Annotated in this window: 26 protein-coding genes; 13 read left to right on the plus strand and 13 right to left on the minus strand. The window is 63.4% G+C overall.

Features of this window, described 5'->3' with window-relative positions:
- The 4 genes from hmpA (at position 1) to ABIC35_RS19665 (ending at position 3,380) form a co-directional block, all read left to right on the plus strand.
- Positions 1-1,215, plus strand: a complete 1,215-nt coding sequence (gene hmpA / locus ABIC35_RS19650; RefSeq protein ID WP_121079710.1) for an NO-inducible flavohemoprotein — start codon at positions 1-3, stop codon at positions 1,213-1,215.
- 64 nt (positions 1,216-1,279) lie between these two features.
- A complete protein-coding gene (locus ABIC35_RS19655) occupies positions 1,280-1,591 on the plus strand; it encodes a DUF1971 domain-containing protein (protein WP_183049515.1) in 312 nt (103 codons plus the stop codon).
- Between the two features lie 232 nt (positions 1,592-1,823).
- Positions 1,824-2,453, plus strand: coding sequence for a hypothetical protein (locus ABIC35_RS19660; protein ID WP_220667398.1), 630 nt, complete (start codon positions 1,824-1,826; stop codon positions 2,451-2,453).
- A 114-nt stretch (positions 2,454-2,567) separates the two neighbouring features.
- The gene (locus ABIC35_RS19665; RefSeq protein WP_220667397.1) at positions 2,568-3,380 is read left to right on the plus strand and encodes a class I SAM-dependent methyltransferase; all 813 of its coding nucleotides are present in this window, start codon (positions 2,568-2,570) and stop codon (positions 3,378-3,380) included.
- 334 nt (positions 3,381-3,714) lie between these two features.
- Here ABIC35_RS19665 and ABIC35_RS19670 read toward each other — a convergent pair whose 3' ends face one another.
- On the minus strand, positions 3,715-5,016 hold the full coding sequence (locus ABIC35_RS19670; protein ID WP_121079706.1) for a PDDEXK nuclease domain-containing protein: 1,302 nt from the start codon (positions 5,014-5,016) through the stop codon (positions 3,715-3,717).
- 456 nt (positions 5,017-5,472) lie between these two features.
- Positions 5,473-6,138, minus strand: coding sequence for an alpha/beta hydrolase (locus ABIC35_RS19675; protein ID WP_121079704.1), 666 nt, complete (start codon positions 6,136-6,138; stop codon positions 5,473-5,475).
- Positions 6,139-6,297: 159 nt separating this feature from the next.
- Between ABIC35_RS19675 and ABIC35_RS19680 the strand changes: the two genes are divergently transcribed.
- Positions 6,298-6,636, plus strand: a complete 339-nt coding sequence (locus tag ABIC35_RS19680) for a WGR domain-containing protein (protein ID WP_121079702.1) — start codon at positions 6,298-6,300, stop codon at positions 6,634-6,636.
- Between the two features lie 50 nt (positions 6,637-6,686).
- Entirely contained in the window at positions 6,687-7,346 is a 660-nt protein-coding gene (locus tag ABIC35_RS19685; RefSeq protein ID WP_147425968.1) for a hypothetical protein, read from the plus strand.
- Positions 7,347-7,450: 104 nt separating this feature from the next.
- Here ABIC35_RS19685 and ABIC35_RS19690 read toward each other — a convergent pair whose 3' ends face one another.
- The gene (locus ABIC35_RS19690; protein ID WP_121079698.1) at positions 7,451-8,089 is read right to left on the minus strand and encodes an SOS response-associated peptidase family protein; all 639 of its coding nucleotides are present in this window, start codon (positions 8,087-8,089) and stop codon (positions 7,451-7,453) included.
- A gap of 160 nt (positions 8,090-8,249) precedes the next feature.
- On the opposite strand from ABIC35_RS19690, the gene ABIC35_RS19695 reads away from it, so the two are divergent.
- The 6 genes from ABIC35_RS19695 (at position 8,250) to ABIC35_RS19720 (ending at position 14,802) form a co-directional block, all read left to right on the plus strand.
- Positions 8,250-9,011 carry an ImuA family protein gene (locus ABIC35_RS19695; RefSeq protein ID WP_183049514.1) on the plus strand — a complete coding sequence of 254 codons (762 nt, stop codon included), beginning with the start codon at positions 8,250-8,252 and terminating at the stop codon, positions 9,009-9,011.
- A 163-nt stretch (positions 9,012-9,174) separates the two neighbouring features.
- Positions 9,175-10,716 (plus strand): DNA polymerase Y family protein, encoded by a 1,542-nt coding sequence (locus ABIC35_RS19700; RefSeq protein ID WP_354278566.1) that lies wholly within the window; start codon positions 9,175-9,177, stop codon positions 10,714-10,716.
- The gene (locus ABIC35_RS19705; RefSeq protein ID WP_121079696.1) at positions 10,713-13,976 is read left to right on the plus strand and encodes an error-prone DNA polymerase; all 3,264 of its coding nucleotides are present in this window, start codon (positions 10,713-10,715) and stop codon (positions 13,974-13,976) included. The genes ABIC35_RS19700 and ABIC35_RS19705 overlap by 4 nt, the downstream gene beginning before the upstream one ends.
- A gap of 33 nt (positions 13,977-14,009) precedes the next feature.
- Positions 14,010-14,276, plus strand: a complete 267-nt coding sequence (locus tag ABIC35_RS19710) for a hypothetical protein (protein WP_354278567.1) — start codon at positions 14,010-14,012, stop codon at positions 14,274-14,276.
- 8 nt (positions 14,277-14,284) lie between these two features.
- Positions 14,285-14,518, plus strand: a complete 234-nt coding sequence (locus ABIC35_RS19715) for a hypothetical protein (RefSeq protein ID WP_121079693.1) — start codon at positions 14,285-14,287, stop codon at positions 14,516-14,518.
- A 14-nt stretch (positions 14,519-14,532) separates the two neighbouring features.
- A complete protein-coding gene (locus ABIC35_RS19720; protein ID WP_121079692.1) occupies positions 14,533-14,802 on the plus strand; it encodes a hypothetical protein in 270 nt (89 codons plus the stop codon).
- A gap of 59 nt (positions 14,803-14,861) precedes the next feature.
- On the opposite strand, the gene ABIC35_RS19725 is transcribed toward ABIC35_RS19720, so the two are convergent.
- Complete coding sequence (locus ABIC35_RS19725; RefSeq protein WP_121079690.1) at positions 14,862-15,038, minus strand: DUF3606 domain-containing protein; 177 nt, start codon at positions 15,036-15,038, stop codon at positions 14,862-14,864.
- A 93-nt stretch (positions 15,039-15,131) separates the two neighbouring features.
- On the minus strand, positions 15,132-15,593 hold the full coding sequence (locus ABIC35_RS19730) for a hypothetical protein (protein ID WP_147425967.1): 462 nt from the start codon (positions 15,591-15,593) through the stop codon (positions 15,132-15,134).
- 127 nt (positions 15,594-15,720) lie between these two features.
- On the opposite strand from ABIC35_RS19730, the gene ABIC35_RS19735 reads away from it, so the two are divergent.
- Entirely contained in the window at positions 15,721-16,089 is a 369-nt protein-coding gene (locus ABIC35_RS19735; protein WP_147425965.1) for a hypothetical protein, read from the plus strand.
- Positions 16,090-16,510: 421 nt separating this feature from the next.
- Here ABIC35_RS19735 and ABIC35_RS19740 read toward each other — a convergent pair whose 3' ends face one another.
- From ABIC35_RS19740 to ABIC35_RS19775, 8 genes are all read right to left on the minus strand, one after another.
- The gene (locus ABIC35_RS19740; RefSeq protein ID WP_121079683.1) at positions 16,511-16,948 is read right to left on the minus strand and encodes a hypothetical protein; all 438 of its coding nucleotides are present in this window, start codon (positions 16,946-16,948) and stop codon (positions 16,511-16,513) included.
- 8 nt (positions 16,949-16,956) lie between these two features.
- A complete protein-coding gene (locus tag ABIC35_RS19745) occupies positions 16,957-17,163 on the minus strand; it encodes a DUF5818 domain-containing protein (RefSeq protein WP_121079681.1) in 207 nt (68 codons plus the stop codon).
- Positions 17,153-17,407 carry a hypothetical protein gene (locus tag ABIC35_RS19750; protein WP_121079679.1) on the minus strand — a complete coding sequence of 85 codons (255 nt, stop codon included), beginning with the start codon at positions 17,405-17,407 and terminating at the stop codon, positions 17,153-17,155. The genes ABIC35_RS19745 and ABIC35_RS19750 overlap by 11 nt, the downstream gene beginning before the upstream one ends.
- A gap of 69 nt (positions 17,408-17,476) precedes the next feature.
- A complete protein-coding gene (locus ABIC35_RS19755) occupies positions 17,477-18,283 on the minus strand; it encodes a CsgG/HfaB family protein (RefSeq protein WP_121079677.1) in 807 nt (268 codons plus the stop codon).
- On the minus strand, positions 18,276-19,463 hold the full coding sequence (locus ABIC35_RS19760; RefSeq protein ID WP_147425963.1) for a nuclease-related domain-containing protein: 1,188 nt from the start codon (positions 19,461-19,463) through the stop codon (positions 18,276-18,278). The genes ABIC35_RS19755 and ABIC35_RS19760 overlap by 8 nt, the downstream gene beginning before the upstream one ends.
- Positions 19,464-19,492: 29 nt before the next feature.
- Positions 19,493-22,615 (minus strand): MobF family relaxase, encoded by a 3,123-nt coding sequence (gene mobF, locus ABIC35_RS19765; RefSeq protein WP_121079673.1) that lies wholly within the window; start codon positions 22,613-22,615, stop codon positions 19,493-19,495.
- A 3-nt stretch (positions 22,616-22,618) separates the two neighbouring features.
- Entirely contained in the window at positions 22,619-24,907 is a 2,289-nt protein-coding gene (locus tag ABIC35_RS19770; RefSeq protein ID WP_121079671.1) for a type IV secretion system DNA-binding domain-containing protein, read from the minus strand.
- Positions 24,894-25,184 carry a hypothetical protein gene (locus ABIC35_RS19775; RefSeq protein WP_147425961.1) on the minus strand — a complete coding sequence of 97 codons (291 nt, stop codon included), beginning with the start codon at positions 25,182-25,184 and terminating at the stop codon, positions 24,894-24,896. The genes ABIC35_RS19770 and ABIC35_RS19775 overlap by 14 nt, the downstream gene beginning before the upstream one ends.
- Positions 25,185-25,543: the final 359 nt, after the last annotated feature.

Genomic DNA, 25,543 nt, shown 5'->3' on the forward strand with positions numbered 1-25,543 from the left:
ATGACCGAACCGCTCAGCCAAGCCACCATCGAGACGGTGAAGGCGACCGTCCCGGCCCTCGCCCAGCACGGTACGGCGATCACTACCGCCATGTACGCGCGCCTCTTCGAGGACGCGCATATCCGCAACCTGTTCAACCACGCCAACCAGGGAGAGAGCGGCGCGCAGGTGCATGCGCTGGCGGCGGCGATCCTCGCCTACGCGCAGAATATCGACAATCTCGGCGCGCTGGCGCCGGTGATCGACAGGATCGCCTACAAGCATGTCGGTTATCACATCCTGCCCGAACATTATCCCTATGTCGCCAACGCGCTGTTGGGCGCCATCCAGGAGGTCCTCGGCGAGGCTGCCAGCGAGGCGGTGCTGAAGGCCTGGGGCGAAGCCTATTGGTTCCTCGCCAACCTCCTGACCGCGCGCGAGGCGGTGTTGCGCGGCGAGATCCAACGCGCCGAAGGCGGTTGGCACGGCTGGCGCCAGTTCGTCGTCGCGGAGAAGATTCGCGAGAGCAGCGCCATCACGTCGTTCGTGCTCCGCCCCGCAGATAGCGGACCGGTCCTGCGCCATCGCCCGGGACAATATCTCACGTTCCGCCTGCAGCCTCCGGGTGCCCCCGAGCTCAAGCGCAACTATTCGATCTCGTGCGCACCCAATGGCCGCTTCTATCGGATTTCGGTCAAGCGGGAGGCCGACGGGCAGGGGGGATCCCGCTACCTGCACGACGATATACAGGTCGGCGACGTGCTGGAAACCACACCGCCGGCAGGCGACTTCTTCCTTAGCGACGCGCCGCAACGCCCCGTCATCCTGCTGTCCGGCGGTGTCGGCCTGACGCCGATGGTCAGCATGGCGGAGACGATCGCCGCCCAGCACGCGGACCTGGAGGCGCATTATGTGCACGCCACCACCAACAGCGACACGCACGCGATGGACGCGCATGTCCGCGGCCTGGCTGCCGAGCATGGCAAGTTGCGCGTCGCAACCTTCTACAGCGAGCCCGGTACCGCGGATCGTCTCGGCGAAACGCATGATGGCGAAGGTTTCGTCTCGATCGACTGGCTGGCGCGCACCACGCCGCTGCACGACGCCGACATCTATCTTTGCGGTCCCAAGCCGTTCCTGCGTGCCTTTGTAAGCGGCTTGGCGCTGGCCGGCGTCGCCGCGGATCGTATCCACTATGAGTTTTTCGGCCCCGCGGACGAACTCATCGCGGCCTGACGACCGGGGGCGGCGCGACGATCCTCGGCGCACCGCCCGGACCGCATCGAAAAGAGGAGCTGCAATGAAAACCATCGACATCCTGGCTGCGGCGCAGCCCTATCGTTCATCGCCGATATTCACCGCGGCGACCTTGCCGCAAGGGTTGCAGCGCGAGCACCGCACGAAAGCGGGTGTGTGGGCGCAAATCCGCATCCTGGCGGGCGCGCTGCAGTATAACCCGATGGATGGCACGCCACCCTATCTGCTGACGCCGACGCGCTGGGTCACCGTCGCGCCGCAGGAAGCACACTTCGTCCAGCTCGTCGGGCCCGTCGAGCTTCAGATCGATTTCTTCGATCAACCGCCGCTGGAAGATGCCAGACGGACCTTTTGAGCTTCGCCGCCGAAACCGGCGCTATCGCGGACTGGATCGACCCACCGCCGCCGAAAAGGTGCGGCACGCAACCACGCGCGCGCGTCGAGATCGAGCGGCGACTGCGCAAATCAAGCTCAGTAATCGACAAATAATATATGACATAAATATCTTTGACATATGCCATTTAAGGCGTTTACCCAGTCGTTGTCGGGAGGCGTCTGGTCCTCTCCGTCCTTCATGGAGGCCACAAATGGGCGCACCAATTTCCGCCACGCTGATCGGCGCGGCGTTCGTTTTGACCTGTGCTGCTGCGACGGCACAGGCGCAGACCTACCGCGCGCATCTCACCGCGCTGAACAGCGGCAAAATCGGAAGCGCGGCCGAAGGTGATGCCACGCTACGGATCGTCGGCGACCACCTGGAAGTGCGGATCAAGATGCGCGGCGTTCCGGCCAATATCGAGCATTGGGAGCATTTCCACGGCTTCCCGGACGCACGTAACGCGACGTGCGCCGCCGCCCGAGACGACACCAACAAGGACGGGTTTGTTGACCTGATCGAGACCGAGCCGATGTCCGGGACGACGATGGTGCCGTTCAACGACCGACCCGAAGACATGCAGATCCCAACGCACACCTATCCGCACGCATCCCGTGCCGGCGATTTCGAATATGTGAAATCGGTGCCGCTCGCCCAACTCGCCGCGACGTTCGATCGAACCTACAAGGGCAGACATATCGATCTGGAGAAGCGCGTGCTCTACGTGCACGGCGTCGAGAGCAATTCCGGCCTGCCCACCTCGGTGGCCTCGCTCGGGCCGGTGCCGTCGCATGTCACGCTGCCGATCGCCTGCGGGAAGATCGAAAAAGTGAGCAAGTAGCGTCCGGCAAAAATCACCTGAAAGCGGCGGGCCAAGTCGCAGACGTTGGACGATGGTCCGACGTTCGCCGGCTGCACCTGCCTCGCTCAAGGGCACTACCAGAAAGTAACGAGAATGAATGCGTCCTCGATCTCGCCGCACATGACCCTGGCGTTCGCGCAGACCTACGAAAAGACGGCGACGCGCATCACGGGACCGATAGCGCATTCGGTCCTTCAAAGGCTCGGGGCGATAGGCCGCGGAACGCGCCTGCTGGACATCGGTGCCGGTAGCGGCGCGCTGGCGATCCCCGCAGCGCATAGCGGCGCACGAGTGACGGCGGTCGACATTGCTCCCGGTATGGTCGAACTGCTCAACGATCGCCTGAAGCCTTTTCCGGACGCCGACGCGTTCGTCATGGATGGGCAGGCGCTCGACTTCGATGACGGCGCATTCGACATCGCCGTCTCGATCCTCGGCGTCAGCCTGTTCCAGGATTGGCGGCGCGGACTCGCCGAGCAGATCCGTGTAGTCCGCCCGGGAGGCATCGTGGCACTGGCGACCTGGCGTACGCTCCCGGGCGGTGGGCCTTTCCTTCTCATGGCGCGCGCAATGCGCGCCGTCTTCCCCGATCGGCCGGCGCCGCCTGCACCGGAAGGATTTGTCGCACTGTCCGATCCCCTGCGCATGGAACGTGCTCTGCTGGATAGCGGGCTGCACGAGGTGCGGGTCGAGGAGATTGAGGCGGAGTGGAAGGGCGTCGCCGGACCGGCCTATCTCGACGCGCTTCGCGACCTTCATGGATATATGCCATCCTATAGGGCGCTGCAGCCCGAAGAACGGATGCAGGTGGAAGAGGCGATCCAGTCGTTGGTCGACGAGCATGCGGTAAACGGGCAGATCACACTGACAACGCGGGCGGTTGTGGCGATTGGGAGCAAAGCGTAGTTGCTGTTATCGCTTGGTTGTTGAGCTCGCGCCAGACTAATCGATGCTCAATGCCGCGCAGCATTATGCTGCGGGGGGCGTGCCGCAGAACCAAAGGCGGCAACAAGAGGCCTCAAGCGATTCTCAAGTTTTTGGCGACGGCGAGGTGCGTGGTAGCCTCTTTTCTGTCATTCTTCGATATTGCCTGTGGGGACGCTGATCGTCGGCGTATGTCAAAAGCCGCCATTCAGCCTATTTTTCCAGAAGGGCAGCAATGTCCCAGATGCTTCGGTTGCGAGGTTTGCGATCGCCCCCGGCACCCCGGCCGATGGCAGGCGTTGAGGCGGCCTTAGCGTTAGCGAGCCGCTCGATACTCTTGGATGTCGGCGAGGAAGAGCTGAGAGATCTTGGTCGCGTGATCCGCATCGTTCCTTGGCACCTCAACCCCGTGGGCCGCCTTGTGAAGAACGTCTACGATCCGCATGAATTTGGCCGTGGACGGCAGCTGGCGCACACCTTCGCTAGCCCTAACCAGTTCGTTCAATCCCATCGGCCCTTCGGACGCCACCCCGGTTTCCTCGGCAAGGGCGCGCAGTTGCCGTTCGATGTCGATCCGTAGCTTCACCAAGGAAAGAAGCGGAAATTCGTGGGAAAGCTCCTCGGCCGTAGGCAGGGCGGCCTGAAGCGGAGTGGGCAGCGCTTGGGAAAGTTTATATTCCGCTACGCCCATGGGCTTCAGAGAGTCCCTCAGCGCATATTCAACGACCACAGCGTTCTTGCCTTGGCACAGAATGATGCCGATCGTTGGCGCGTCCTCCTTATGACGCAGCAGATCGTCAACCGCCGAAAGGTAGAAGTTCATTTTGCCGGCGAACTCTGGCTTGAACTCTTCGATCTTGAGCTCGACGACAACGAAGCAGCGCAATTGGAGGTGATAGAACAGAAGATCGAGGTAATAGTCTTGCCCGCCTACCTCGAGGTGATATTGGCTACCGACGAAAGCGAATCCTTTGCCCAGCTCGAGAATCAATGAGCGAAGGTGATCGAGAAGACTACGCTCGAGTTCGCGCTCTGATATGTCCGGTCCCAAGCCCAGGAAGTCGAAGCTGTAGGGATCCTTCAGGAGTGCTTGGGCGAGCTCCGATTGCGGTGCGGGGAGGGTGCGAGCGAAGTTGGTGATAGCCTTCCCCTGCCTCCCGAACAGGTCGCTGCCGATTTGGTGAGTAAGCACCTTCCGGCTCCAGCCATGCTCCCTTGCTTGTTCGGCATACCAAGTGCGCTGAGCGGGATCCTTGACCGCCTCGACAAGCGTGATTGCGTGCCCCCATGGCAATTGTGCAATGACCCGTTGCACGATTTCGCGATCAGGGAAGGCCTCGGCCATGGCTCGCATGTATTTGAGATTCCGTGGCGAAAATCCGGTCATTTCGCTAAAGTCGCGCTTCAGGTCCGACGACAGCCGATCAATGACCTTTGCCCCCCAACCGGCGCTTTCCTGCCGGTGGAGGATGTCTCGTCCGATACCCCAATAGAGGAGAATCAGTTCCTCGTTGACCGCGAGCGCAGCCTTGAGGCGAGACGACCGAATGCGCTCCTTCAGCGTCTCAAGAAGCTGGACATATTCGTTCGAATCGGACGGTGAAGAGAGGCGGCTCATGGGTCTGCAATTAGCACCGGGCCAAGGCAAAGACAGGAGGGAACAATAAGGGATTGAGGCCCTCGGAGCCTGCTGCCGCAATGGGGCACACCGCTGGTGATTACCGTTCCAACTCAATCTGGCAGAAGATGTGATACCTGATAGCGCGAGTCAGCTACCGCGAGCCTATGTCCGCTTTCGCACTTCCGCACCCAAAAGCTGCCTGGCAGCTCACGGCCCAGAGGCGGGCGGGGGACGCGATACCTGATAGCACGAGTCAGGCACCGCAAGCCTATGTCCGCTTTCGCATTTCGGAGCCCAAAAGCCGCCTGGCAGCTTACGGCCCAGAGGCGGACAGGGGACGCGATACCTGAAAGCACGAGTCGGCCGCCGCAAGCCGATGTCCGCTTTCGCATTTCTCGCCCTAAAAGCTGCCTGGCGGCATACGGCCCAAGAGCACGCGTAACCACTCGTGCATCAGGACAACACGCGAGCTACGAAGGCTGCGGCCGCCGCAAGCCCCTCCTGATCCACTGAGTGTCCGAGGCCGCTCGAAATGTGCGTGGTGACGGGGACGTGTGCAGCGCTCAGTGCCTGCGACGCCAGTTCCAGAGATCGAAACGGCACCACATCATCTGCCGACCCATGGATCAGCAGTACCGGCGGCCGATTGGTAATCGCCGCCTTCAGGCTCGCCGGATTGACGAGCATCCCCGAGATACCGATGATCCCAGCAATCCCGTTCCGTCGGCGCAGCCCTACATGGAGCGCCATCATGGCGCCTTGGCTGAAGCCGACAATCAGCAGTCGGTCGTCTGCGAGACCATGGGATTTCAGCTCGTTTGAGAGAAATCGGTCCAGATCAGGCGCCGCGTTTGCAACACCCATCGCCCGCTCCGCGGCCGAGAACGTCTCAATGGGCCACCACTGGTGAGCGTTTGCCATCCGCGGCATCAGCGATGGCGCGTTTGGAGCAACGAAGGCTATCCCCGGCAGGGAGGGTTGGATCATCCTGGCAAGGGAGATCAAGTCGTCGCCATTGGACCCGTATCCGTGGAGGAGTACGACTAAGCCAGTTGGTTTACCGCCCGCGACAGGAGCGAGCCTGGGGCCATCAAGCAACGGTTTTGAGTGAGCTGTCATTGCCGGGATTTAGGTCTTCAAAACCTAACTCGCCACCGGCGCCTGCCGCCCGACTCAGGCACGGGGCCTCAGGCATTGATCGAACGGCTGAATCACCAAGCATCCACTGATTCAAACTCTCCGTTGGCTTCGTCGCGGAGAACAAAGCAGGTCTCAGCCATGCTGGACCTGCCGACCAAGCTGATCGATTGGCGTTGCGAGCTCGAGGCTCGCTGTGATGCCAAGAATATGGCGCGATCCTACGAGATCACCGTCAGCGAAGATCTATTCGGGTGCGTGCTCGTAGAGCTCGCGTGGGGACGCATCGGGGCGGCTGGTTCACGCCTGCGCGTGTCATTCCAATCAGAATCCGCCGCGCGGCAGTTTGTTGAGCGAACCCTCTCAAGACGCGCCAGCGCGCCTCGACGCATCGGCGTCGAGTATCAACTGGTGCGGCGGCCAAAGAGATCGAAATCGGGCCATCAGATTAGCGACGGTGCAGTCAGGCGAGCGGAATAAGATGCCTGCCAAACAAGATAGTTCAAGATCTTCAGAAGCCGAACTTTAATTTGAAGATCTCCGTGCTTTCAGCGATAGTTCGAGGCCTCACCTGGGGGGATTCGACGATGCTTTCTCCAAGAATTCTACGAACGATCACCACGAAGCGATTTGATCCAAAGAGGGTCCGGATCGACCAGGCCCGCAGTGCCGAGCTGATGCGCACGCGAGGTGCTCGCGTCGCCAAGCTTCTAGGCAAGACCACTCCCTATGACCTGAAAACGCCGTGGCTTACGCTGAGGCCGGATCGCCCGAGCGTCCCGGACAAAGGGTGGATCGAGTACACCAGCCCGAGCTCCGTGGGCATGGGGCATTTCGATGATGGCGACTACATGTTTGCCGCGTTCGATCTGATCTTCGAGAAGCAAGAGAGCAGTGGATACTCGATCGAGCGGCCTCAGCTAGCTATCTATCTCAAGAACCCACCCTCGTCTCTAATGCTGGCGGAGCTTGACGTCTTTACCTACGACTGGCCTTCGGGAGATCCCACGTTCGAGCTCTACGCGAAAGAGCATCAGACGATCAAAATTTCAGAGGGGCACCGCGAGACGGTGATGTTCCTGATGCAGGATTTTGCGTCCCTTCAATCGGCTTGGGCGGATGGACCGGACTTCAAGGACAAGGATGGCAACTGGGCCTTCTTCGAGGCTCGCATCACCCCGATCGGCTGAGGAAACGCACTCGTACCGCAGCGCGCGCGCCCGCCGTTGTACGTTAATCTCGAGAACGCGCGGCGGGTGAGCCGTACTTGGCCAGCGACGGAGGGCGTCCAGGTCTATGCCGAAGGTGGTTGCTGCCTCGTCGGGAAAACCGGACCAGCAACGGTCATGCGGCTAGCATCATAGGGCCGCTGCAGGTCCACGATGTCCTCGTACGATCCACTAAGCCATCGGTCCACATCGGAAGGCTCAAGGATCGTGATCATCGCCTTGGGATGGATCGGATCAACCAAGGCGTTGGCGTCGCACGTCACCATCGTGAAACTGGGGCCGATGGCCGTGTGCTGCCAGAAGCCGGCAACGGCGAAGGTCGGCTGATCCACAACGCTGAACCACATTTCGCCCTTCAGCGGCGGCTTGCCGTCACCCAGATCGTGCTTCTCCGGGGTGAACTCGCAAAACTCGGTTAGCGGGATGATGCACCGGTTCTCAGGCTTTTCAGCTAGCCGGCGCCACTGGCGGAGCTTGAGGTTCCTCACGTTCGTCATCGGGTAAGCGGCTTGCCCGCCGAGGACGTCCCACGTCATCACGTCCCAGGCCCGCTTCCCATCCTGCTCGCGGATGACATAATTCCGCGACTTCGGCCGCAGCTCGACCGGGTTGAACCGGTTGTCTCGAGGCCGCTCCTCAAACAGCTCGGCCGCAGATCCAAACAGCGTTTCGGGTTCACCGCTATAGCGCGCTCTATTGCACATGGGGGCAATCTAGCATCCGGATCCTCCTCTGCAACGAACCTCGGAAGCCATGGGCTGTTCCACGTCCGTTCCGTCAATCCACAGCTCCGTGATTGCCCCGCCTTGACCGATCGAGCCCCTTAAGGGAACATAAAGGGAACGAGTAGAGTCTTAGAACACGATGACCGTCGCTCTCGAGTCCCTTGCGCCCAGCATAGCGCACCTCCGCACGATCGCGACGCCCGCGACCGACTACCGGGTGCTGCCTTTCGGCGTCGACGCGATCGACAGCAGGCTCGGGGCAGGGGGGCTGCGTGCCGGTGCGCTGCACGAGGCGTCGGCGCGGAGCGTCGCAATGGTCGACGATGCCGCGACGACGCTCTTCCTCGCCAGTATCGCCGCGCGCGAAGCCGCAGAGGCGAATGGACCGGTTCTGTGGGCGAGCTGCCGCAGCGACCTGTACGCGCCAGGGCTGGCTCAAGCGGGCCTGCCATCCTCCAGCGTGATCTACGCGCAGCCCCGTGACGATGCCGCACTCCTGGCCGTCATCGAGGACGCGGTGCGCGACGGCACCCCGTCTGTAATCGTGGCCGAGGCAACCCGGGTGTCGATGGTCGCGACGCGCCGCCTTCAGCTTGTGGCCGCCGAGGCGGACATGCCGGTGCTGCTGCTGCGCCGCCGGCGAGCCCGCGACCAGGATCCGCTGGACGAACCGTCGGCTGCATGGACTCGGTGGCGCATTGGCGCCGCACCGTCCGAGCGGTTGAGCGTCGCCGGGGTGGGGCGGCCGCGCTGGTCAGTGGAGCTGGCACGCCAGCGTGGTGGGGCATCCTTCTCCCTGATCGTGGAGGGTAGCGATGAGACGGGTCGTCTCGCTGTTCCTGCCGAACTTGGCCATCGAGCGGCTGAGACGGTTGGAACGGCCCGCATCGCGACCGCCTGAGCGGCCAGCACTTCAGCTCCCCGTCGACGATGATCCCGGCGCTTGCTCGGTGCCGAGGCGCGGAGGCTGGCGACCTGGTGCCCGCTGGGCGCGGCAAGGTGCTGATCCCCGCGCTGACGTCGAAGCGCAGATCGCAGCGCTGCCCTCGCACGCGAAGCCGCCGATGCGCGAGCTCGGCCGACGCTCGGAGCCCGCCAGCAACCCGTACAAGGCAATTCACAGTGTAAGCACCACGGAATCATCGCGTTTTCATATTGAAATCACATCAGAGTCGCCGCTGGCGCTGGTGGGGAAGGTGGGCCGCCGCGAGGAAGTTGTGGCCGCGTGCCTAGGCGCGCAGGCGCTGGGCATTCGCCCCGGCATGGCCGCCACGCACGCTCGCGCCTTGGTATCTGACCTGGACTTCCGTCCCGCGGAGCCCGAGGCCGACGCAGCGCTTCTCGATCGCCTAGCGCTGCTGGCGGTGCGCCGCTGGTCGCCGACGGCGGCTGTGACGCCGACCGACGGGATCTGGATCGACCTCACCGGCTGCGAGCACCTGCATGGCGGCGAGGAGCGGTTCTGCCGACGGCTCCACCAGTTCTGCCGACGCGCGGGTTTCACCGCGCGCGTCGCAGTGGCCGACACTCCCGGCGCGGCACATGCCCTTGCCCGCTATGGCATAGAGGATCTGATCCGGGTCGAGCCTGGCCGGACCGCTGGCGCGCTCGCACCGCTGCCGATCGCAGCCCTCCGCCTATCCGCGACTGCACAAGCTGCAGCTCGCAAGTTCGGGTTCGAGCGCATTGCAGACCTCTTGCCTGTCGCGCGTGGCCCGCTCGCGCGACGCCTCGGTCTGCCGGCAATCGAGCGCCTCGATCAGGCGCTGGGCGCGTTGGCCGAGCCCATCACGCCTCGTGAGGACGCTGAGGTGCCGTTCGTCGAGCGCCGACTGCTGGAGCCGATCGGCACGGCCGAGGCGATCGAGCAGGTCATGGGCGATCTGCTGGGCGACCTGGCCCAAGTGCTGCAGGAGAGGGGTCTCGGCGCTCGATCCCTTCGATTGACGGGTCTGCGCGTCGACGGCGGCGAGCAGGTGGTGGCGATCGGCACATCTCGGCCGACGCGCGAGGTATCGCACCTTCTCCGGCTACTGAAGCTGCGCATCGATCGCATCGATCCCGGCATGGGTCTCGAGCAGTTCTGGCTCGTCGCGCCGCACACCGAGCCGCTCGATGCCCTTGACCTTGGCGCTGTGCTCGCCGGCGACACGATGGTCCGCGACCCCTCGCGCCTCGTCGACGTCATCGCCGGCAGGATCGGCCCCAGCGCCGTTTTCCGCATTGCGCCTGTCGAGAGCCATGTGCCCGAGCGCGCGGTCGCGCGGGTCGATGCCAATGAGCAACCGGGAGAGTGGCCGGGTTGGCAGCGACCGATCCGCCTGTTCGCGCGGCCCGAGCCGCTCTTCAACGTGCTGGCTTTGCTGCCCGATCAGCCTCCACGCCGCTTCGAGTGGCGGGGCAAGCGCTACACCATCGTCGGCGGCGACGGGCCCGAGCGTGTCCACGGCGAGTGGTGGCGGCGCGATGCTGAGACCTGGGCGGTGCGCGACTATTACCGCGTGGAGGACGAGGAGGGCGGTCGCTACTGGGTATTCCGCCGCGGCGACGGCTTCCAGGACAACACGGGCGACCTGTCCTGGTGGATGCACGGTGTGTTCGGATGAGCCGCTATGTCGAGCTGCAGGTGCTCACCCATTTCTCGCTGCTGCGCGGTGCCTCGAGCCCTGACGAGCTGTTCGCCGCGGCGGCGCTGCTCGGCTACCCGGCGATCGGCATCAGCGACATCGGCACCGTTGCCGGCGTCGTGCGAGCATGGGAAGCACAGAAGGCGACGGGGGTTCGCTCGATCGCGGGCACGCGCGTGGATCTGTCCTGCGGCCGCCGGCTGCTGCTCTACCCGACCGACCGCCCTGCCTGGTCCCGCATCACGCGGCTGCTGACCGTCGGCAAGAAGCGGGCAGGGAAGGGGGGATGCCTGCTCCACTGGCACGATCTGGAGACCTGGTCGGAGGGCGTCATCGCCATCCTGCTGCCCCATGAGGCCGACGAGGAGAACCTGGCCGCCCTCCGCGATCTGAAGAAGGTCTACGGCCGCCGCGGCTACATGGCGCTGTTCCAGCGTCGTCGCCCCGGGGACGCGGTGCGGATCGACGCGCTGGCGAGGCAGGCGGGCGGTGCCGGCGTGCGCGCGGTCGTGACCGGCGACGTGCTCTATCACGCAGCCGACGCGCGGCTGCTGCAGGACGTGGTGACGGCTGTGCGCGAGAAATGCACGGTGGATGAGCTCGGCTACCGGCGCGAGGTAAACGCCGATCGCGCGCTCAAGTCGCCCGACGAAATGATCCGACGCTTCCGCGCCTATCCCGATGCGCTGCAAGCGAGCGTCGACATCGCACGCGCCTGCACCTTCGACTTGGGCGAGCTGGCCTACCAATACCCGCATGAGCGCCTGATCGACGGGCTGACCGCACAGGAAGCGCTCTCGCAGCTGGCCACTGAGGCGGTGAGCCAGATGTTCGATGGCGACGTGCCGGAGGCCTATACCAATCAGATCGCGCACGAGCTGAAGCTGATCGAGGAGCTTGGCTATGCGCCCTACTTCCTCACCGTCTACGCGATCGTGCGCGAGGCGCGCCGGCGCGGGATCCTCTGCCAGGGCCGCGGCTCGGCCGCCAACTCCTGTGTCTGCTTCGTGCTGGGCGTCACCTCGATTGATCCGATCAAGCACGAGCTGCTGTTCGAGCGGTTCGTTTCCGGCGAGCGGCGGGAACCACCGGATATCGACGTCGACTTCGAGCATGAGCGCCGTGAGGAGATCATCCAGTGGATCTACGAGACCTATGGGCGTGATCGCTCGGCGCTGACCGCAGTCGTGACGCGCTACCGCGCCCGCGGCGCCGTGCGTGATGTCGGTAAGGCGCTCGGCTTACCCGAGGACCTGACTTCCTCGCTTGCTGGCCTGGTCTGGGGCTGGTCGGCCGAAGGGGTGGGGGACAAGCAGGTCGAGGAGCTCAACCTCGATATCGGAGATCGCCGGCTGCGGTTGACCTTGGAGCTCGCCCGCAAGCTGATCGGGGTGCCGAGGCACATGAGTCAGCATCCGGGTGGCTTCGTCCTCGCCCATGATCGCCTCGACGATCTGGTCCCCATCGAACCGGCGGCGATGGAGGATCGCCAGATCATCGAGTGGGACAAGGACGACATCGACGCGCTCAAGTTCATGAAAGTCGACATCCTGGGATTGGGCATGCTCGGCTGCATGAACCGCGCCTTCAACCTGCTTGAGGCGGAGAAGGGGCTGCACGTCGAGATGAAGGATCTGCAGGAGGATGACCCTGCAGTGTTCGGCATGATCCAGAAGGCGGACACCCTCGGCACGTTCCAGATCGAGTCCCGCGCGCAGATGTCGATGCTCCCACGCATGAAGCCCCAGCGCTTCTACGATCTCGTGATTCAGGTCGCGATCGTGCGGCCAGGCCCTATCCAGGGCGACATGGTGCATCCCTATCTGCGCCGGCGCGAAGGGCTGGAGAAACCCGAGTACCCACGCCCTGAGCTGCGCGCGGTGCTCGAGAAGACGCTGGGCGTACCTCTGTTCCAGGAGCAGGCGATGCGCGTCGCGATCGTTGGGGCCGGCTTCACCGCGGCCGAGGCGGATCAGCTGCGCCGCGCGATGGCGACCTTCAAGTTCACGGGCGGCGTGTCCCACTTCAGCGAGAAGCTGATCGAGGGCATGGTCGAGCGCGGCTACCCGCGCGAGTTTGCTGAGCGCACCTTCCGCCAGCTCGAAGGCTTCGGCTCCTACGGCTTTCCGGAGAGCCATGCCGCCTCGTTCGCGAAGATCTCCTACGCCTCGTGCTGGATGAAGCACCATCACCCGGATGTGTTCTGCGCGGCGCTGATGAACGCGCAGCCGATGGGCTTCTACGCGCCGGCGCAGATCGTGCGGGACGCGCGCGAGCACGGCGTTGAGGTTCGACCGCCCTGCATCAATGCGAGCCGCTGGGACTGCACGCTCGAGAGGACGGGCGGCCGCTACCTGGCTGTCCGGCTTGGACTGCGGCAGATTCGCGGGCTGTCGAATGCCGATGGCGCCAAGATCGTGGCGGCGCGGGGCACCGCCCCCTTCACCAGCGTCGAAGAGGTTTGGCGGCGGTCGGGCGTTCCGCGGGCGTCGATCGAGAAGCTGGCCGATGGCGACGCCTTCCACAGCTTCGGCGCCGATCGTCGGCAAGGGCTCTGGAAGGTGAGGGGGCTCGGCGAAGCGCCGCTGCCGCTCTTCGCTGCCGCCGATCGCGCGGCCGAGCGCTTCAACGCGGAAGGGATGGAGCCTGAGGTAGCGCTGCGACCGCTGACCGACGGGCGCGAGGTGATCGAGGATTATCGCTCGCTGCAGCTGTCGCTGCGCGCACACCCGCTGTCCTTCGTGCGGGACGATTTGCGGCGGCGGGGCGTTACCAAGTGCGCCGATCTCGCGAACATCCGGGACGGTCGACACGTCGAGGTCGCCGGCATCGTTCTGGTCCGCCAGAAGCCGGGATCGGCAAAGGGGGTCTTGTTCATCACGATCGAGGACGAGACCGGAATCGCTAATGGGATCCTCTGGCCCGACCGTTTTGAGGCGCAGCGCCGCACCATCATGTCAGCGTCGATGGTGGGCCTGAAGGGGCGGGTGCAGAAGGAAGGCGAGGTCATCCACGTCATCTGCGACCGCATCATCGACCACGGCGATCTCCTGCACCGGGTGGGTGAGATGTCGTTCCCGCACAGGACTGGCCGCGGCGACGGCGCGCGGCATGCAGGCTCGCCGGACCGCGGCGATGAAGCCTGGAAGCCCGAGGCGCGCAACCAATACTGGCCGCCGCATGCGGACGGCATGGATCCGGAGGACGTCGTGCGGTTCAAGTCGCACGATTTCCATTGAGCCATGGCCAAATTGCCGAGGCACCAGCGCGTCGTGATCGCGCTCTCGGTGCATATTCTGAGAAGCGGGGTGACCAGGTGCGCGCAATCCCGTGTCGATCTGCCCGAGATCCGCTTGGCGCTGCGCTGCCTGCTGCCCCACTGCCCGGAGAAGTGGCCGCTCACCTGCTATTGGGACGCTGCGGGCCAGGAGAATGAGATCGGGCGGTCCCAAGGGGTGACTGCTGCGTTCAACGGCATTGTGCGGCAGCTGCGGCGCGCCGGCTGCTACGAGGAGGTGACGCCGCATGATCTTCGATAGAGCGCTATATGCCGGCTAAGGTTGAAGGTCCGTACAAGACTCTGGGCGAGTGGGCGGTGGAGCGCGCGGACATGCGGATCGTCTGCGAATGCGGGCGGACGATCAACGTGCCCGCAGACAAGATCCTCTCGCGGTTCGGCACGGACAGCAGCGTCCAGCAAGCCGTGATCCGCTTGCGGTGCAGCACGTGCCGGCGCCGCGGGCATGCCACCATTTCTCCTATTCCGGTGTTGAAGCGGTAGGAAGGGTTGGCACCATGCCGGAGACGAAGCCCACAACGACCGACGATATCCGCGACTTGCTTGCGCACCTTCTAGCCGGCGCGGCGGGTGAGGATGAAGCGCACTGGCTGAAGCTGATCGGACCAGTGACCGCTCTGCCGATCATCGACGCGCCCAGATCAAATTGGCGGATCGATCCCAAGGGCAAACCCGGGGAGCTGGAGGCAATCGAGAAAGCCGCCGAAGTGGTGCGCTTGGCCTACCCGTATGTGCCGTCTCCTCGCGCGGGAGGCGCCGCTCGCTGAAACTGCGGAAGTGCGCCGAGCGAGGTTCAGCTCTGCTCAGCGCGGTGCCACTCGTCGTGTTAGCGGTTTAGATACTCGCGAACGTCGTCAGCACGATCGCCTACGGCGTTCACTGCCTCGACGAGCTTCTCCTTCGACACACCGAAGGATTCCATCCAGTCACGAACCTCATAGTCCTCGCTCAGCGAGATCCGCTGGCGGTCCTGGCCACCAACCTGCGTCTTATCGTCTGCCATATCTTCTCCTCTCAAAGCGAAACCGCTGAGCCTCGCCGAGATCGCAGCCTCGGCGGGTGATATCGATCGCTGCCAATTAGCGGGTGTTCGGAGCTACGCGCTGGTATCGCCTGAGGGGCTACCCGGCTCATCAGCGTGCTTCCGCGTTTGGTAGATTGCCCCTCCAATAAGGGCCGCCACACCTGCGGCTCCTGCAATCAGGCCGCGATTCCTTCTGAGGAACCCCTTTGACGGCCGTTTGGCTTCGACGTTTTGGGGGCGGGCTTTCTTATTTGGCTTTGCTGTCATGCGGGCTGAACTCTCGTTGCGCGCGCGGGTTGCGGTTCCTCCTGCGGGGAGCTGTTCCTCCGGCCATAGGCCGCTCGGCGCAGCATCGAGGTCGAACTCCTCCTCTATCGACCAAGCAGTATCCGAGAGGCGCTCTCCCAGCATCCAGTGCTCGTCCTGCTCGGGACCTGGGGGCAGGCTTCTGGCGATCGCTTTCTCACGTTCCTCTTGGGCGTGAAGGGCCCGGGCTCGCTCAACTGCCCGGTTGTGCTCCTGCTCGTCGAACATAGCTGCTCTCCTAAGCGAAGGAGAACGCATGAAATGCTGATGAGCTTCTCAGGAAACGGTGTTCGTTGCAGACGTTGCGCAAGCATGATCGCCTGCTAGGCGTTCGCCTTGGCTCAGGAGACTAAAGTTGGCCGCCACCCCTACCCCTGATTTCACCGTGTCGGACGAGAACAAGAAGGAGGTCGCAGCGCACATCGTACCTGCGATGATGCAGACGTTTCGAGCCATGTCCTCCGACAGAGTTGCGACGGCCGATGACCTTATCGACACTCTGTCCCTTTGCATCGCCTCGTTGCTCGAGAACGACACGCACATCACGACACCGAAGCACACGAAGGACGCCATGCAGAGCATCGAGACGTTTGTGAGGCGCTGGGCCCGCCGGCTGCGGGAAGAACGCCCATCCCCTGATGCGCCAAGCTTCCTAATGCGGTCGATCGAACAGTACCGTGCCGAACTGGCAGAGATCGAAGCACAAGGCGATAGCCAGGCCTAAGCCTGCGCGGCTGCCGCTATTCCGAGGATCCGTCTCCCGCCGGCGTATCCAAATGGCGGCTGAGGGTGGGTTTCCGCGCAGCCATTCGCTCCCACGTGTCCGCGGCCTGCAAGTGCTTCTGGCGGACGTTGGTGAGCGGCGTTGCCTCAGCGGCCTTACGGTGCTCGCGCGCGCGGTCGTTACAGTAAGCTGGGCTCTCGATCATGACTTCCCCTCGTTTGGGGGCGTAAAACGCCATGATTGATCGAACGTTGCAGCGAAATAGGTGCCTGCCCAAACATTTTGCGAGCGCGCGCGGACGAAGAGCATAGGCAAAAAAAGGGCGCTCCACCACGGAGCGCCTACTAAGTTTGGGTCGTGCGGCACTAATACCAACACGCCGCCAGGGTTCAACTACCTGCGACAGTTCGCTACAAAGTCCTCAGAGTGTAACACCCACAAAGGTCATGAAGAACGCAATTAGGCCAGTGATCACCTTGCCTGCGCCGATGGTGCGCGCGGAGATGCCTCGGCGCTGCTTCCCCCAAGTCTTGTCTCTCGCTGTCCGTACAGCGAGCACCCCATCGACGCAGAGAACCGAACCCACGATGAAGAGCGCGATGCTGAAGCCTTTCACGAAGCCAGTGACGCCGTGGCCGGTGAGCGCGAAGAAGGCGATTAGTGCCATCGTGAGCAGCGCATAGACCAGCATGCCGACGTCCAGGACGCTGTAGATCCGGTAGAGCCGCGGGCGTCCGAAGGGACTGCGGGCGATCACGAGCGGTCGCTTGCAGGTGAGGCAGCCTCGAACCTTATGGCGCTTCAGGTTCTGGAACAGGATGTTCTTGCAATATGGGCAGTGCGCTGCCTGGATCTGCATGGGAGCATTCATGCGCCTGCCCTTCCGACGTAATAGACCTCGATCACGGAGAGGCCGCGTCGAACACCTTCGATCGTGACCTCCTCGGCGTCGTCGCATTGTGAGAGAGCTTCTCCGGTCAGGCGCCAACGCATGCCGCCATTGTCGCAGAGCATGCGGCCGCGCGGCGTCCTGGTCATTTTGCCGGAGAGCCGCATCGGGGGATCAGACGCCATCGTCAATCTCCGTTGCTGGATTGATCGCCACTCGAAAGCACTCGGACACGCAGTGAAGGATCGGATGCCCTCGGTAGAAGAACTGCTCGCCGTCCATCAGAACCGGCTCGTGCGCGAGCCGCCGGCACGGCTTGTTCGCAGCGTTCCGCCAAGCACATGGCGCGGCCATTGGCTGCCGAGTCTCGGCCTCCAACTCGACCATCTCACGTGTCGTGGCGTCCGAAAAGAGATCAGCCTGCTCCATCGCGCACCTCTCAGGAAGGGAAGGGGAGGCTGCCCAGCTGGCATCCTCGCCCTTCCTCTCCCCCTCTCCTCACTGCTGCACTGGCGCAGCGCCGGCGCCAGCAGGCGCGGGAGCTGCCGCCGCAGCGGGCGGGGCAAGCCGCACCTTCGCGTCCGCGGTGAGCTTCCGGTAGGCGTCGAGCAGGGCCAGAGAGGTGATCTTGCCCATGTCGGTGCTGGTATAGCTGCCGCCGAGAGCGCCAATACCGGCGTTGAGGAGCACGCCGCCGCCGACGATCGAGAGATCCTTCTTGCGGACCTGGCCGCTGGCGATCGCGCGCTGGATGCCAGTAGACACTTCCACGAGCGCCAGCATGACCTGGGCTTCCAGCTTCTTGCTCTTGAAGCCCATGCCGCCGCCGAACATGCCGGCGACGCCGCCGCCATAGCCGCCCGCGTTCCCGTCCGAGTAGACCACGGTTGCGGTGAGGAGATAGTCTGCGGCTCGGAGCGTGTTCGTCTTTGCGCCGGCAGTGGTCGAGCCTGCCATCTCGCGCTCCCGTTGCAGGGCATCGAAGCCTTCGCCGCGATCCACGATCAGGAAGCAGTTCGAGTTGGCCGCGAGCAGCTTCAGAAGCGGAATCGGGTCAACTCGGGCCTGGCCGCCGTTCTGCTGGGCCTCTGCCATCCGCATCATAGCCGCGATCTGAGGAGGGAGGCCGTCCGTTGGCGACGCTGCGCTGCGTTTCTCGACGATCGCCATCGTGCCGAAGGGTTGAGCGCACTTGGGCACCTCGGAGGTCTCGTCGACCCCTGTGCCGCCTTTGCCCATCTTCTGTGCATTGGCGGTGCCGATCGAAAGAGCCAATGCGGCCGCGGTGAGTAGATCCTTACGCATCTTGTTCCTCCTGGTGCTCGTTGCTTTGGTCTTTGATCATGGTGCGGATCTCGAGCGCGGTTGCATTGTCGCTGCAGATCCAGTTCTGGAAGCGCGGCTGCCAGCGCGCGCGGCCCTTACACGCGGCAGTAAGCCGCTCCTTCGCCGCTTCATTGTCCCTCGCTGCGAGGAATGCGATCCGTCCATCGGGCAGCTCGCGCTCTGCGATTCCCGGCGAGATCACGACCGCGGCCGACGCCTTGCGCTTCGCCACTGGGAGCGCCTCCTCCTCCTGTTCGGGCAGGGGCGGGGTGGGAGCATCGGCCTCTTCCTCCTCGGCCGACATGACCACAATCTCTCCCTCTTCCTCCCGCACCGGTAGGGATAGATCTGGGTCCAATGCGGCTTCTGCTGCTTCAGCCGCCAGCTGCTCCTCGTCTGCGGGCTCATCCACCTGGGCAGCAGCGTCATCGCCCTTGTGGGAATAGGATCGCGGTTCGAGGCCGAGCCGCTGCGCCATGGTTTGCTCGTCCGAGACGTGGGCGGCTGCGAGCTGCGCGCCGATCGCGGCTAGAGTGCCGCTGGGCACGCCGCTCGAGAAGAGCTTGCCGATGGGACTGACGCCGGCGAACTCTACCCAGGCCCGGTGGAAGTTATCGACTTTGTAGACCGGCAGCGCCTCGGTGATCTTCGTGCGATCGAGCTGCCCATCCGCAGGGATGACGACGAAGGTGCCTACCTCACTGAACGCCTTGTCGTGGTCATGGGCCTTCAGCCAGGCCCGTAAGACGTCGCGCTGCCGGCGCGCTTGGGCAACGGGGTTGGGGATTGGAACAGGCCTGCGGCGGCCCTCATACCAGACCATCCATTCGTCGTGCTGGTTGCGCGACATGCGGCCCGAATAATTCTTCACCTCCACCACAGATGCCTTACGCGACAAGCGCGACAGGATGATGTGATCGAATTGGGCGAAGCTCCCAATGCCATCAGGTATCCGCAGGTCGTGGATTACAAGATGATCTTTCGAATCGAAGAATAGTCGATCCAGGATATGCGCGGTCTGCTTCTCGCCAATGATGCCGCGCCTGTGCGCCAGCATCTTCTTTTTGATCCGATCTGATGGTCCACGCGCCATTGCGCGGGCAATCATCTCGTTCGCCTCGAGCAGTTCGTCAGCTCGTGTAGATGGCTTGGAAATCACCCTTTTCCCCCTGTTGAATGTGCAACTTGTCAGAGTTCCAGACCGAGGTTCTTCTCCGGCACCGGCGGCCCCTTCGCGCTCTTGGCCGCGTCCCCGAGCCCCATGTCGTCGGGCTTCTTGCTGAGCCCCATGTCGTCGCCGCCTTTGGCGTAGCGGGCCGCATCCTTCTCATCGAACCGGGGCAGGGGCGGCAGCGAGCCAAGGTCGCTCGAGCTGAGGCTGAAGCTCATGGAGGGCCCCCTCGACGCCTTCGATCCGGTGCCGGTGTTCGGCGAGCCGCTGCTCCCCGGACCATCGATGTTGATGCGGCCGACGGTCTCCATGGCCGACGTCTTAATGCCGGTGTTCCGATCAAGCTGGCGGGAGACCTTCTCCTGATCGTTCACCACAACGGTCAGGTCCGAGCGCACGCGGGTGACGCCGACGTTGAAGAGCTGCTGGTTGGTGAGGTTCGTCTCGGCACTCGACAGCGCCATGATGCCCTTATCGGCGGTCACGCCCTGGGCCATGTGCATGTTGAGCGAGTAGCCGAGGTCAAGACGCGAGAGCATCGCGTCGCCGTGCTGAAGCGTCAGTACCTGCTTGTTGGCCGTCTCGACCGTCACGCCCTTGCTGTCGATCGACGTCACGCGGGCGAGGGCGGACCGCTGCAAATCCCGATCCTTGTCCTTCTCGGTCCAGCGGATCGTGTCGCCTTCATGGATCCGGATCTGCTTTGGCACCGAGAGCTCGAGGCGATCTCGCTTAATGGTGGGATCCAGCCTTTGCGGGTCAATCTTCAGCCGGCGGCCGCCCATGTCCAGTTCGACCTTGCCGCGCGCGGTGACGCCCACAACGGTAAAGGTGCCGCGGTGTAGGCGGAGTTCGGGGACCTTCTCGGCGACGGCGAGGATTTGCCCCTTTTCGTAACTCTTGGCGTAGCGCAGCTCCTCGGTGGCGAGGTTAATCCTCTCACGCACGGTGAGAGTTAGCCCCTCACCCTTGAGTGTGCCCTCCGCCGCCAAGCCCTCCTGAATGCGGTTGTTGATCGTTGCACGGGAATCTCGCCCCGACGCGAACACAGCCGTGGCGGCACGCTTCTCGGGCGACAGAGCAAGCCAGCGCTCGGCTGCGTGCAGCGCGGGGTTCTCGTTGGTAACCACCTTGTCGCCCAGCACCTTCAGCGCTGTGCTTGCCTTCCCGGTGTTCGCCAGCGTTGCCACGGTCCGCAGCTGGGCCGTCTTCTGGCGAAGGTTTTCGTTCATCCAGGTGATGGTGATCCCGCCCGCTTGGGTCAGCGAGAATGCCTTGCCGGCGTTGATCGAGCCGAGCTGCTTGCGATCTCCGACCAGGACGAGCTTGTCGGCACCCAGCGCCTCGGTGATGTTGATCAGCTTCACCATGTCGTCGGTCGACACCATCGACGCCTCATCGACGGCGAGGATCGTGTTCTTCATCTCAGCGCGCTTCGCGACGGCTTCAGGGCTGGTCTTGTCGGTGAGGAAGCGCTCGTTTTGCCAGATGAAGGCGGCGATCGTCTGCGCCTCGATCCCTGCGCCCTCCTTAAGGTCACCGACCATTTTAGTCTGGAAGGCGAGGCCGTGCAGGCGCTTGCCACCGGTCTCTGCGACGCGAGCAGCGCCCTCAAAGGTTTGGGCAACCGCCTGCAGCATCGTCGACTTGCCCGAGCCGGCGACGCCCTGGATTGCCACAATCTTGTCGGTGCTCGAGACGATCAGGGTCGCGGCGGCAAGCTGCCCCGGGTTGAGCTCGTGCTTGGATGCGGCCTGTACGCGGTCAGGCGCGGCCTCTGCGTTGACGATCGGGGTTGCCTGGCCCTTGGTCGCCTCGATGCGGTCGAGGATGTGCTGCTCGGCTTGCAGCGCCTCGCGGGTGGTCACCATCGTCCAGCTCGTCTCGCCCTCTCGCGTGACACCAGGAATGATGCGCCCCTGCTCGACCAGCTTCTCGATCCGCTCGGTGACGTGCTGGATGGTCACGCCCTTGAGGCCGAGGTCGAGTGCGGTTTTGGAGAGCCGATTGACGTCGAATGCCGCCTCGCGTTGGGCGTGGATCCTGATCGCCGAGGCAACCGCGAACTGCGCCCGCGCTGCCTCCGGGGAGGAGGCCAATCGTGCGACACCTTTGTCGACCAACGGATCTGGCGTGCGGGTGAGGTTGCTGACAAATTCCCGAGCTCCGCGCACAACCTCGGCCATGAAGGCATAGCCTCGCTGCAGCGTGCTTGCGTTCTCCGGCGCGGCTGAGGCCCGCACAGCAGCGGCAATAAGCTCCTTGCCGTCAAATCCGTAGGCGGCGGCTTTCTCCCGCCAATCCGCGATCATCTTGTCGCGATCTTCGAGCGAAAGCTTGGGATCGCGGGTTCGGACCGTCACCCCATCCAGCCCTTTGGGAGACGAGATACCGAGCGCTGCGGCGGCCTTCAGGATCTCGGCACGACGCTGGCTGTTCACCTCCATCACGTCCTTGGGCACTCCGACGATTTCGAAGGTGCCGTGCTTCCCCTTGGTCTCGATCTGGTAGCCAAGCTTCTCCATCTCGGCCCGCAGGAAGGCATGGTAGATCGAGCCGATCACGGTGTTGTTCGACCAGATCTTGTCGGCGTGGAGCGCCTGCCACTTTCCGTCAGGGCCCTTGGTCAGGTTCGCAACAAGCGCGTGGATGTGGAGCTGCGGATCGAGCGCGCGAGAGGTGTCGTGCTGCACGAGCGCGTAGACCAGGTTGCCGGTCTTCACCGGCACCTTCTTGCGGTCGATGTCCTTGCGTGTTTCGGCGAGGTTTTTCTCAACCCACGCCATCGTGGCGCGCACCGCTTTCGTGTGTGCGCCGTCCTCGCCGAGGATCCGCTTGTCGCCGGCAACGAGGGCCATGATCGATACGGACTTCGGCGCTGAAAAGGTCAGGTCGTAGCCTGGGCGGCGCCCCTGATAGTCGGCGACCTTCTCGCCGGATGCGAGCTGGCCGTTCAGGATCTTGCCCAGGTCCGATTTGGTGACCTCGCCGGAGACGCCGGCATCTTCGGAGGCGGCGCCGCCCCACTCGCTATAGTCGGCGGCATTCTCGCCCGCGTAGTAGTCGGCCGAGGCGAAATCATCCTTGCCGTAATAGTCAGCAGCGCCGCCTGCGGAGCCGATCGAGGCGATGGAATGCATGGCCTACATCCCCATCCCGTCGTCGCTCGGACCGAAGTCCTGGCGCAGCTCAATGGCTGTCTGGTCCTCGACCTCTGCGGGACGCGGAGCAGCCATGTCGTTTCGATGCTCAAGAGTCTGCGGCCGTTCCAACTCGGCGGCTCGCGTGATCTCCGGGTCGCGTTCTCCGTCTCCTTTGTCGGTGGTCGGGCGTGGGGCGGACGGATCTATCCGATCCTGCGCTTCCCGGTTAATCTGCGCCTCTTGCTCAGACGCCTCCGAAGGCTGTGCCAGGATGCCAGCAGCCAAAGCTGCGGCGGCGCTTGGGGAGGTTTCAACCTCTTCCGCCAGCTCGGGCGATCCGTCTCTGCCACCCGCCTCTTCGCCGTCCTCACCTCCACCAACCCTTCCGCGAACACTTGCCGCCGGCGAGGCCGGCGGACGCTTCACAAAGCCGGGTGCAACCGTGGGGTAATTCTCCCACTGCAGCTGGATGCGCGCGGCAGGAAAGCCGTCAGGATATTTGACGAACCCGTGCATCGAGGGAAGGTTCGTGATGTCGTCAGGAATGACGAGCGGTTCGACTTGTTTGCGGGGCGTCAACGTCGAGGCGTCGCGGGTGTTGTTGTAGCCGTAGCTATAGGCCTCATCCATCTGCCGAACTTCCCGGCTGCCGATGTAGCGGCTGCACTGTTCGGCGGTCTCCAGGTCGGCGGCGGCGAGGATCAATTTGGTGCGTGCGAGGGATGACAGGTTGCGAGCGTTTTCCTCGCCGTAGACATGCACGAGCTTGTCAAAAGAGTGCAGCCCGAGGATCATCGCGCCGCCGAAGTTTCGGGCGGTTTGCAGGCCGCTCTCGATCGCCGGCAGACGGTGCAAAGCGCCGAGCTCGTCGAAGATGAACCAGGTGCGGAGCGACCGCGTGCGCGGCATCTCCATTAGGGCGTAGATGGCGAGGTTGCTCCACAGCGTGAGCAGCGCGCGGTTCATCTCGAGGTCGGTGTAGTTCGACGTGATAAAGAGGATCGAACCCGGCTTCTTGTCGCGGGTGATCCAGTCCTTGATCGAGAAGGGTTCACCGTCATCCGGCAGGAAGCGGAGCACCTGCGCGTTGGTGTTGAAAACGGCGCGGATGGACTCTGCCATTCGGGCTGCTTCCGGCGCTGTCAGCGGGTCTGCGATCGTTTTGGCCAGGTACTTGTGGACCGCCTTCAGATCGGCCGTCATCAGGTTCTCAGCGAGCGCACGGTTGCTGGTCTGCTTCTTCTCGATCAGCTTCATGCACATTTCGATGAAAAGGGTACGCGCAGCCATGGCCCAGAAAGGCTCTGCCGAGCCGCCGTCCGACGGGATCAGCGCGGCCGCAGCGGCGGTAAATTCCGAGTAGGTCACGCAGTCGTTGAAGATCGACCAAGCGGGGCAGCGAGCGTCCAGCGGGTTCAGGATCGTGTCGCGTTCCGGATCGTAGAAGGCTTCCACATAGGCACCGGTCAGGTCGAACACGACGGCGTTATCCTGGCGCTCCTGCATCTGCTTAATGAGCTTGCGCAGCGCGGTCGTCTTACCGGCACCAGTGGTACCGATCAGCATCGTGTGAGACTGCTCTAGGCGGTGCGGATAGGGGATGCCGGCGAGGGTGTAAGGGTGGTGGATGCCAGCGGCCTTCCGAGCCCCGAAGGGCATGCGAAGAACCTGCTGCGGCGTGTGGCCGGGAAAGAGGTTTGCAGCCTCCTTTTCGAACTCGACCTGGTTGTGTTGGACGATCTCGGCATGGAGCACCTCCCGGGTCACCAGCATGGCGCCGCGCTCGTGCCGCTCCTCAAGGATGTTCTTGCCGCGACGGCGGGAGAAATCGACGTACCAGACAGCCGCTGGGACGGTGATGAAGGTGGCGATGAACAGGCAGCCAATCAGGCCCCGCACAGCCTTGTGCCAGGCCAGCGCGACCTCGGGGACATACGGTACATATCCCATGTAGGTTTGGCGCACGGACCCGTCGGGTAGGAGGAGATTCACCTGCTTCATGGGATCAAGCGAGACCCAGCCCCAAAGCGCCGAAAGGATGCGCATGCAGATGAGCTGGATGTTGTTCTCATCGAGCGTGATCGACAGCACGATCGTGTACGCTAGGGCGAAGATCACCAGCCACATCAGGACAGGCATTTTCGCGCCCGACAGCCACATCAAAACCTCATGGCTGAGGAGCTGGCTGCCGCGGGTAAAGTTGCCCGAATTGCGCTTAACCTCGCCGCGTGCGGAGTGATGCTGGACCGTGACGGGACGTCCGTCACTCCTGATGTCAGCGCGCGCCATGGAAACGCTCCATGCGCTTGTCGACTTCCAGGAGAATTGGATCGCGGAACTCGGGATGGTTTTCTTGCAGAATCGCGTCGAGCGCGAGCTGCCCATATTCGCAAACGCGTCGAAGCCGCAAATCGCTGTCATGAAGGAGCTTCTGGCCGAGCAGATATTGCTCACAGGCCGAGCGAACTACGTCTGCAATCGAGCGGCTCTGAGACGCAGCAAATCTCTCTACACGGGCGTATAGCTCCGGGTCGAACCGTAGCGATGTTTGGGTAGAGTTTTTCAAGCCCACCTCCATTGGCGATGGAGGCTAGTGGGTTACGTAAGGCGGAATCCTCTTACCCGTCATCCTGTGCCGCTGCAAGTATATTGCTGGGTTGCGGTGAGTTGCTGGGTTGCATTGTATTTCGCCTACGTGATTGATGTAGCGCGATTTTCTCCCTGGGTTGCACTGGGTTGCGCCGTGGGTTGCGCCGGGTTTCCTCCAATTTCCCCGATAACCCTCTGTAAGTCCACGGAAAAACTGGCACCTTGGTGCGTACGGTGTGTTGCATATAGCCTCGAAAGATTGCTTGGTCCGGTCGCCACAGCTTGAGCAAAAAACGGCTGAAAACTGCGCTTCCGATGGGCTTTCCATAGCCGAAA

Source organism: Sphingomonas trueperi (assembly GCF_040545965.1).
Lineage (GTDB): Bacteria > Pseudomonadota > Alphaproteobacteria > Sphingomonadales > Sphingomonadaceae > Sphingomonas > Sphingomonas trueperi_C.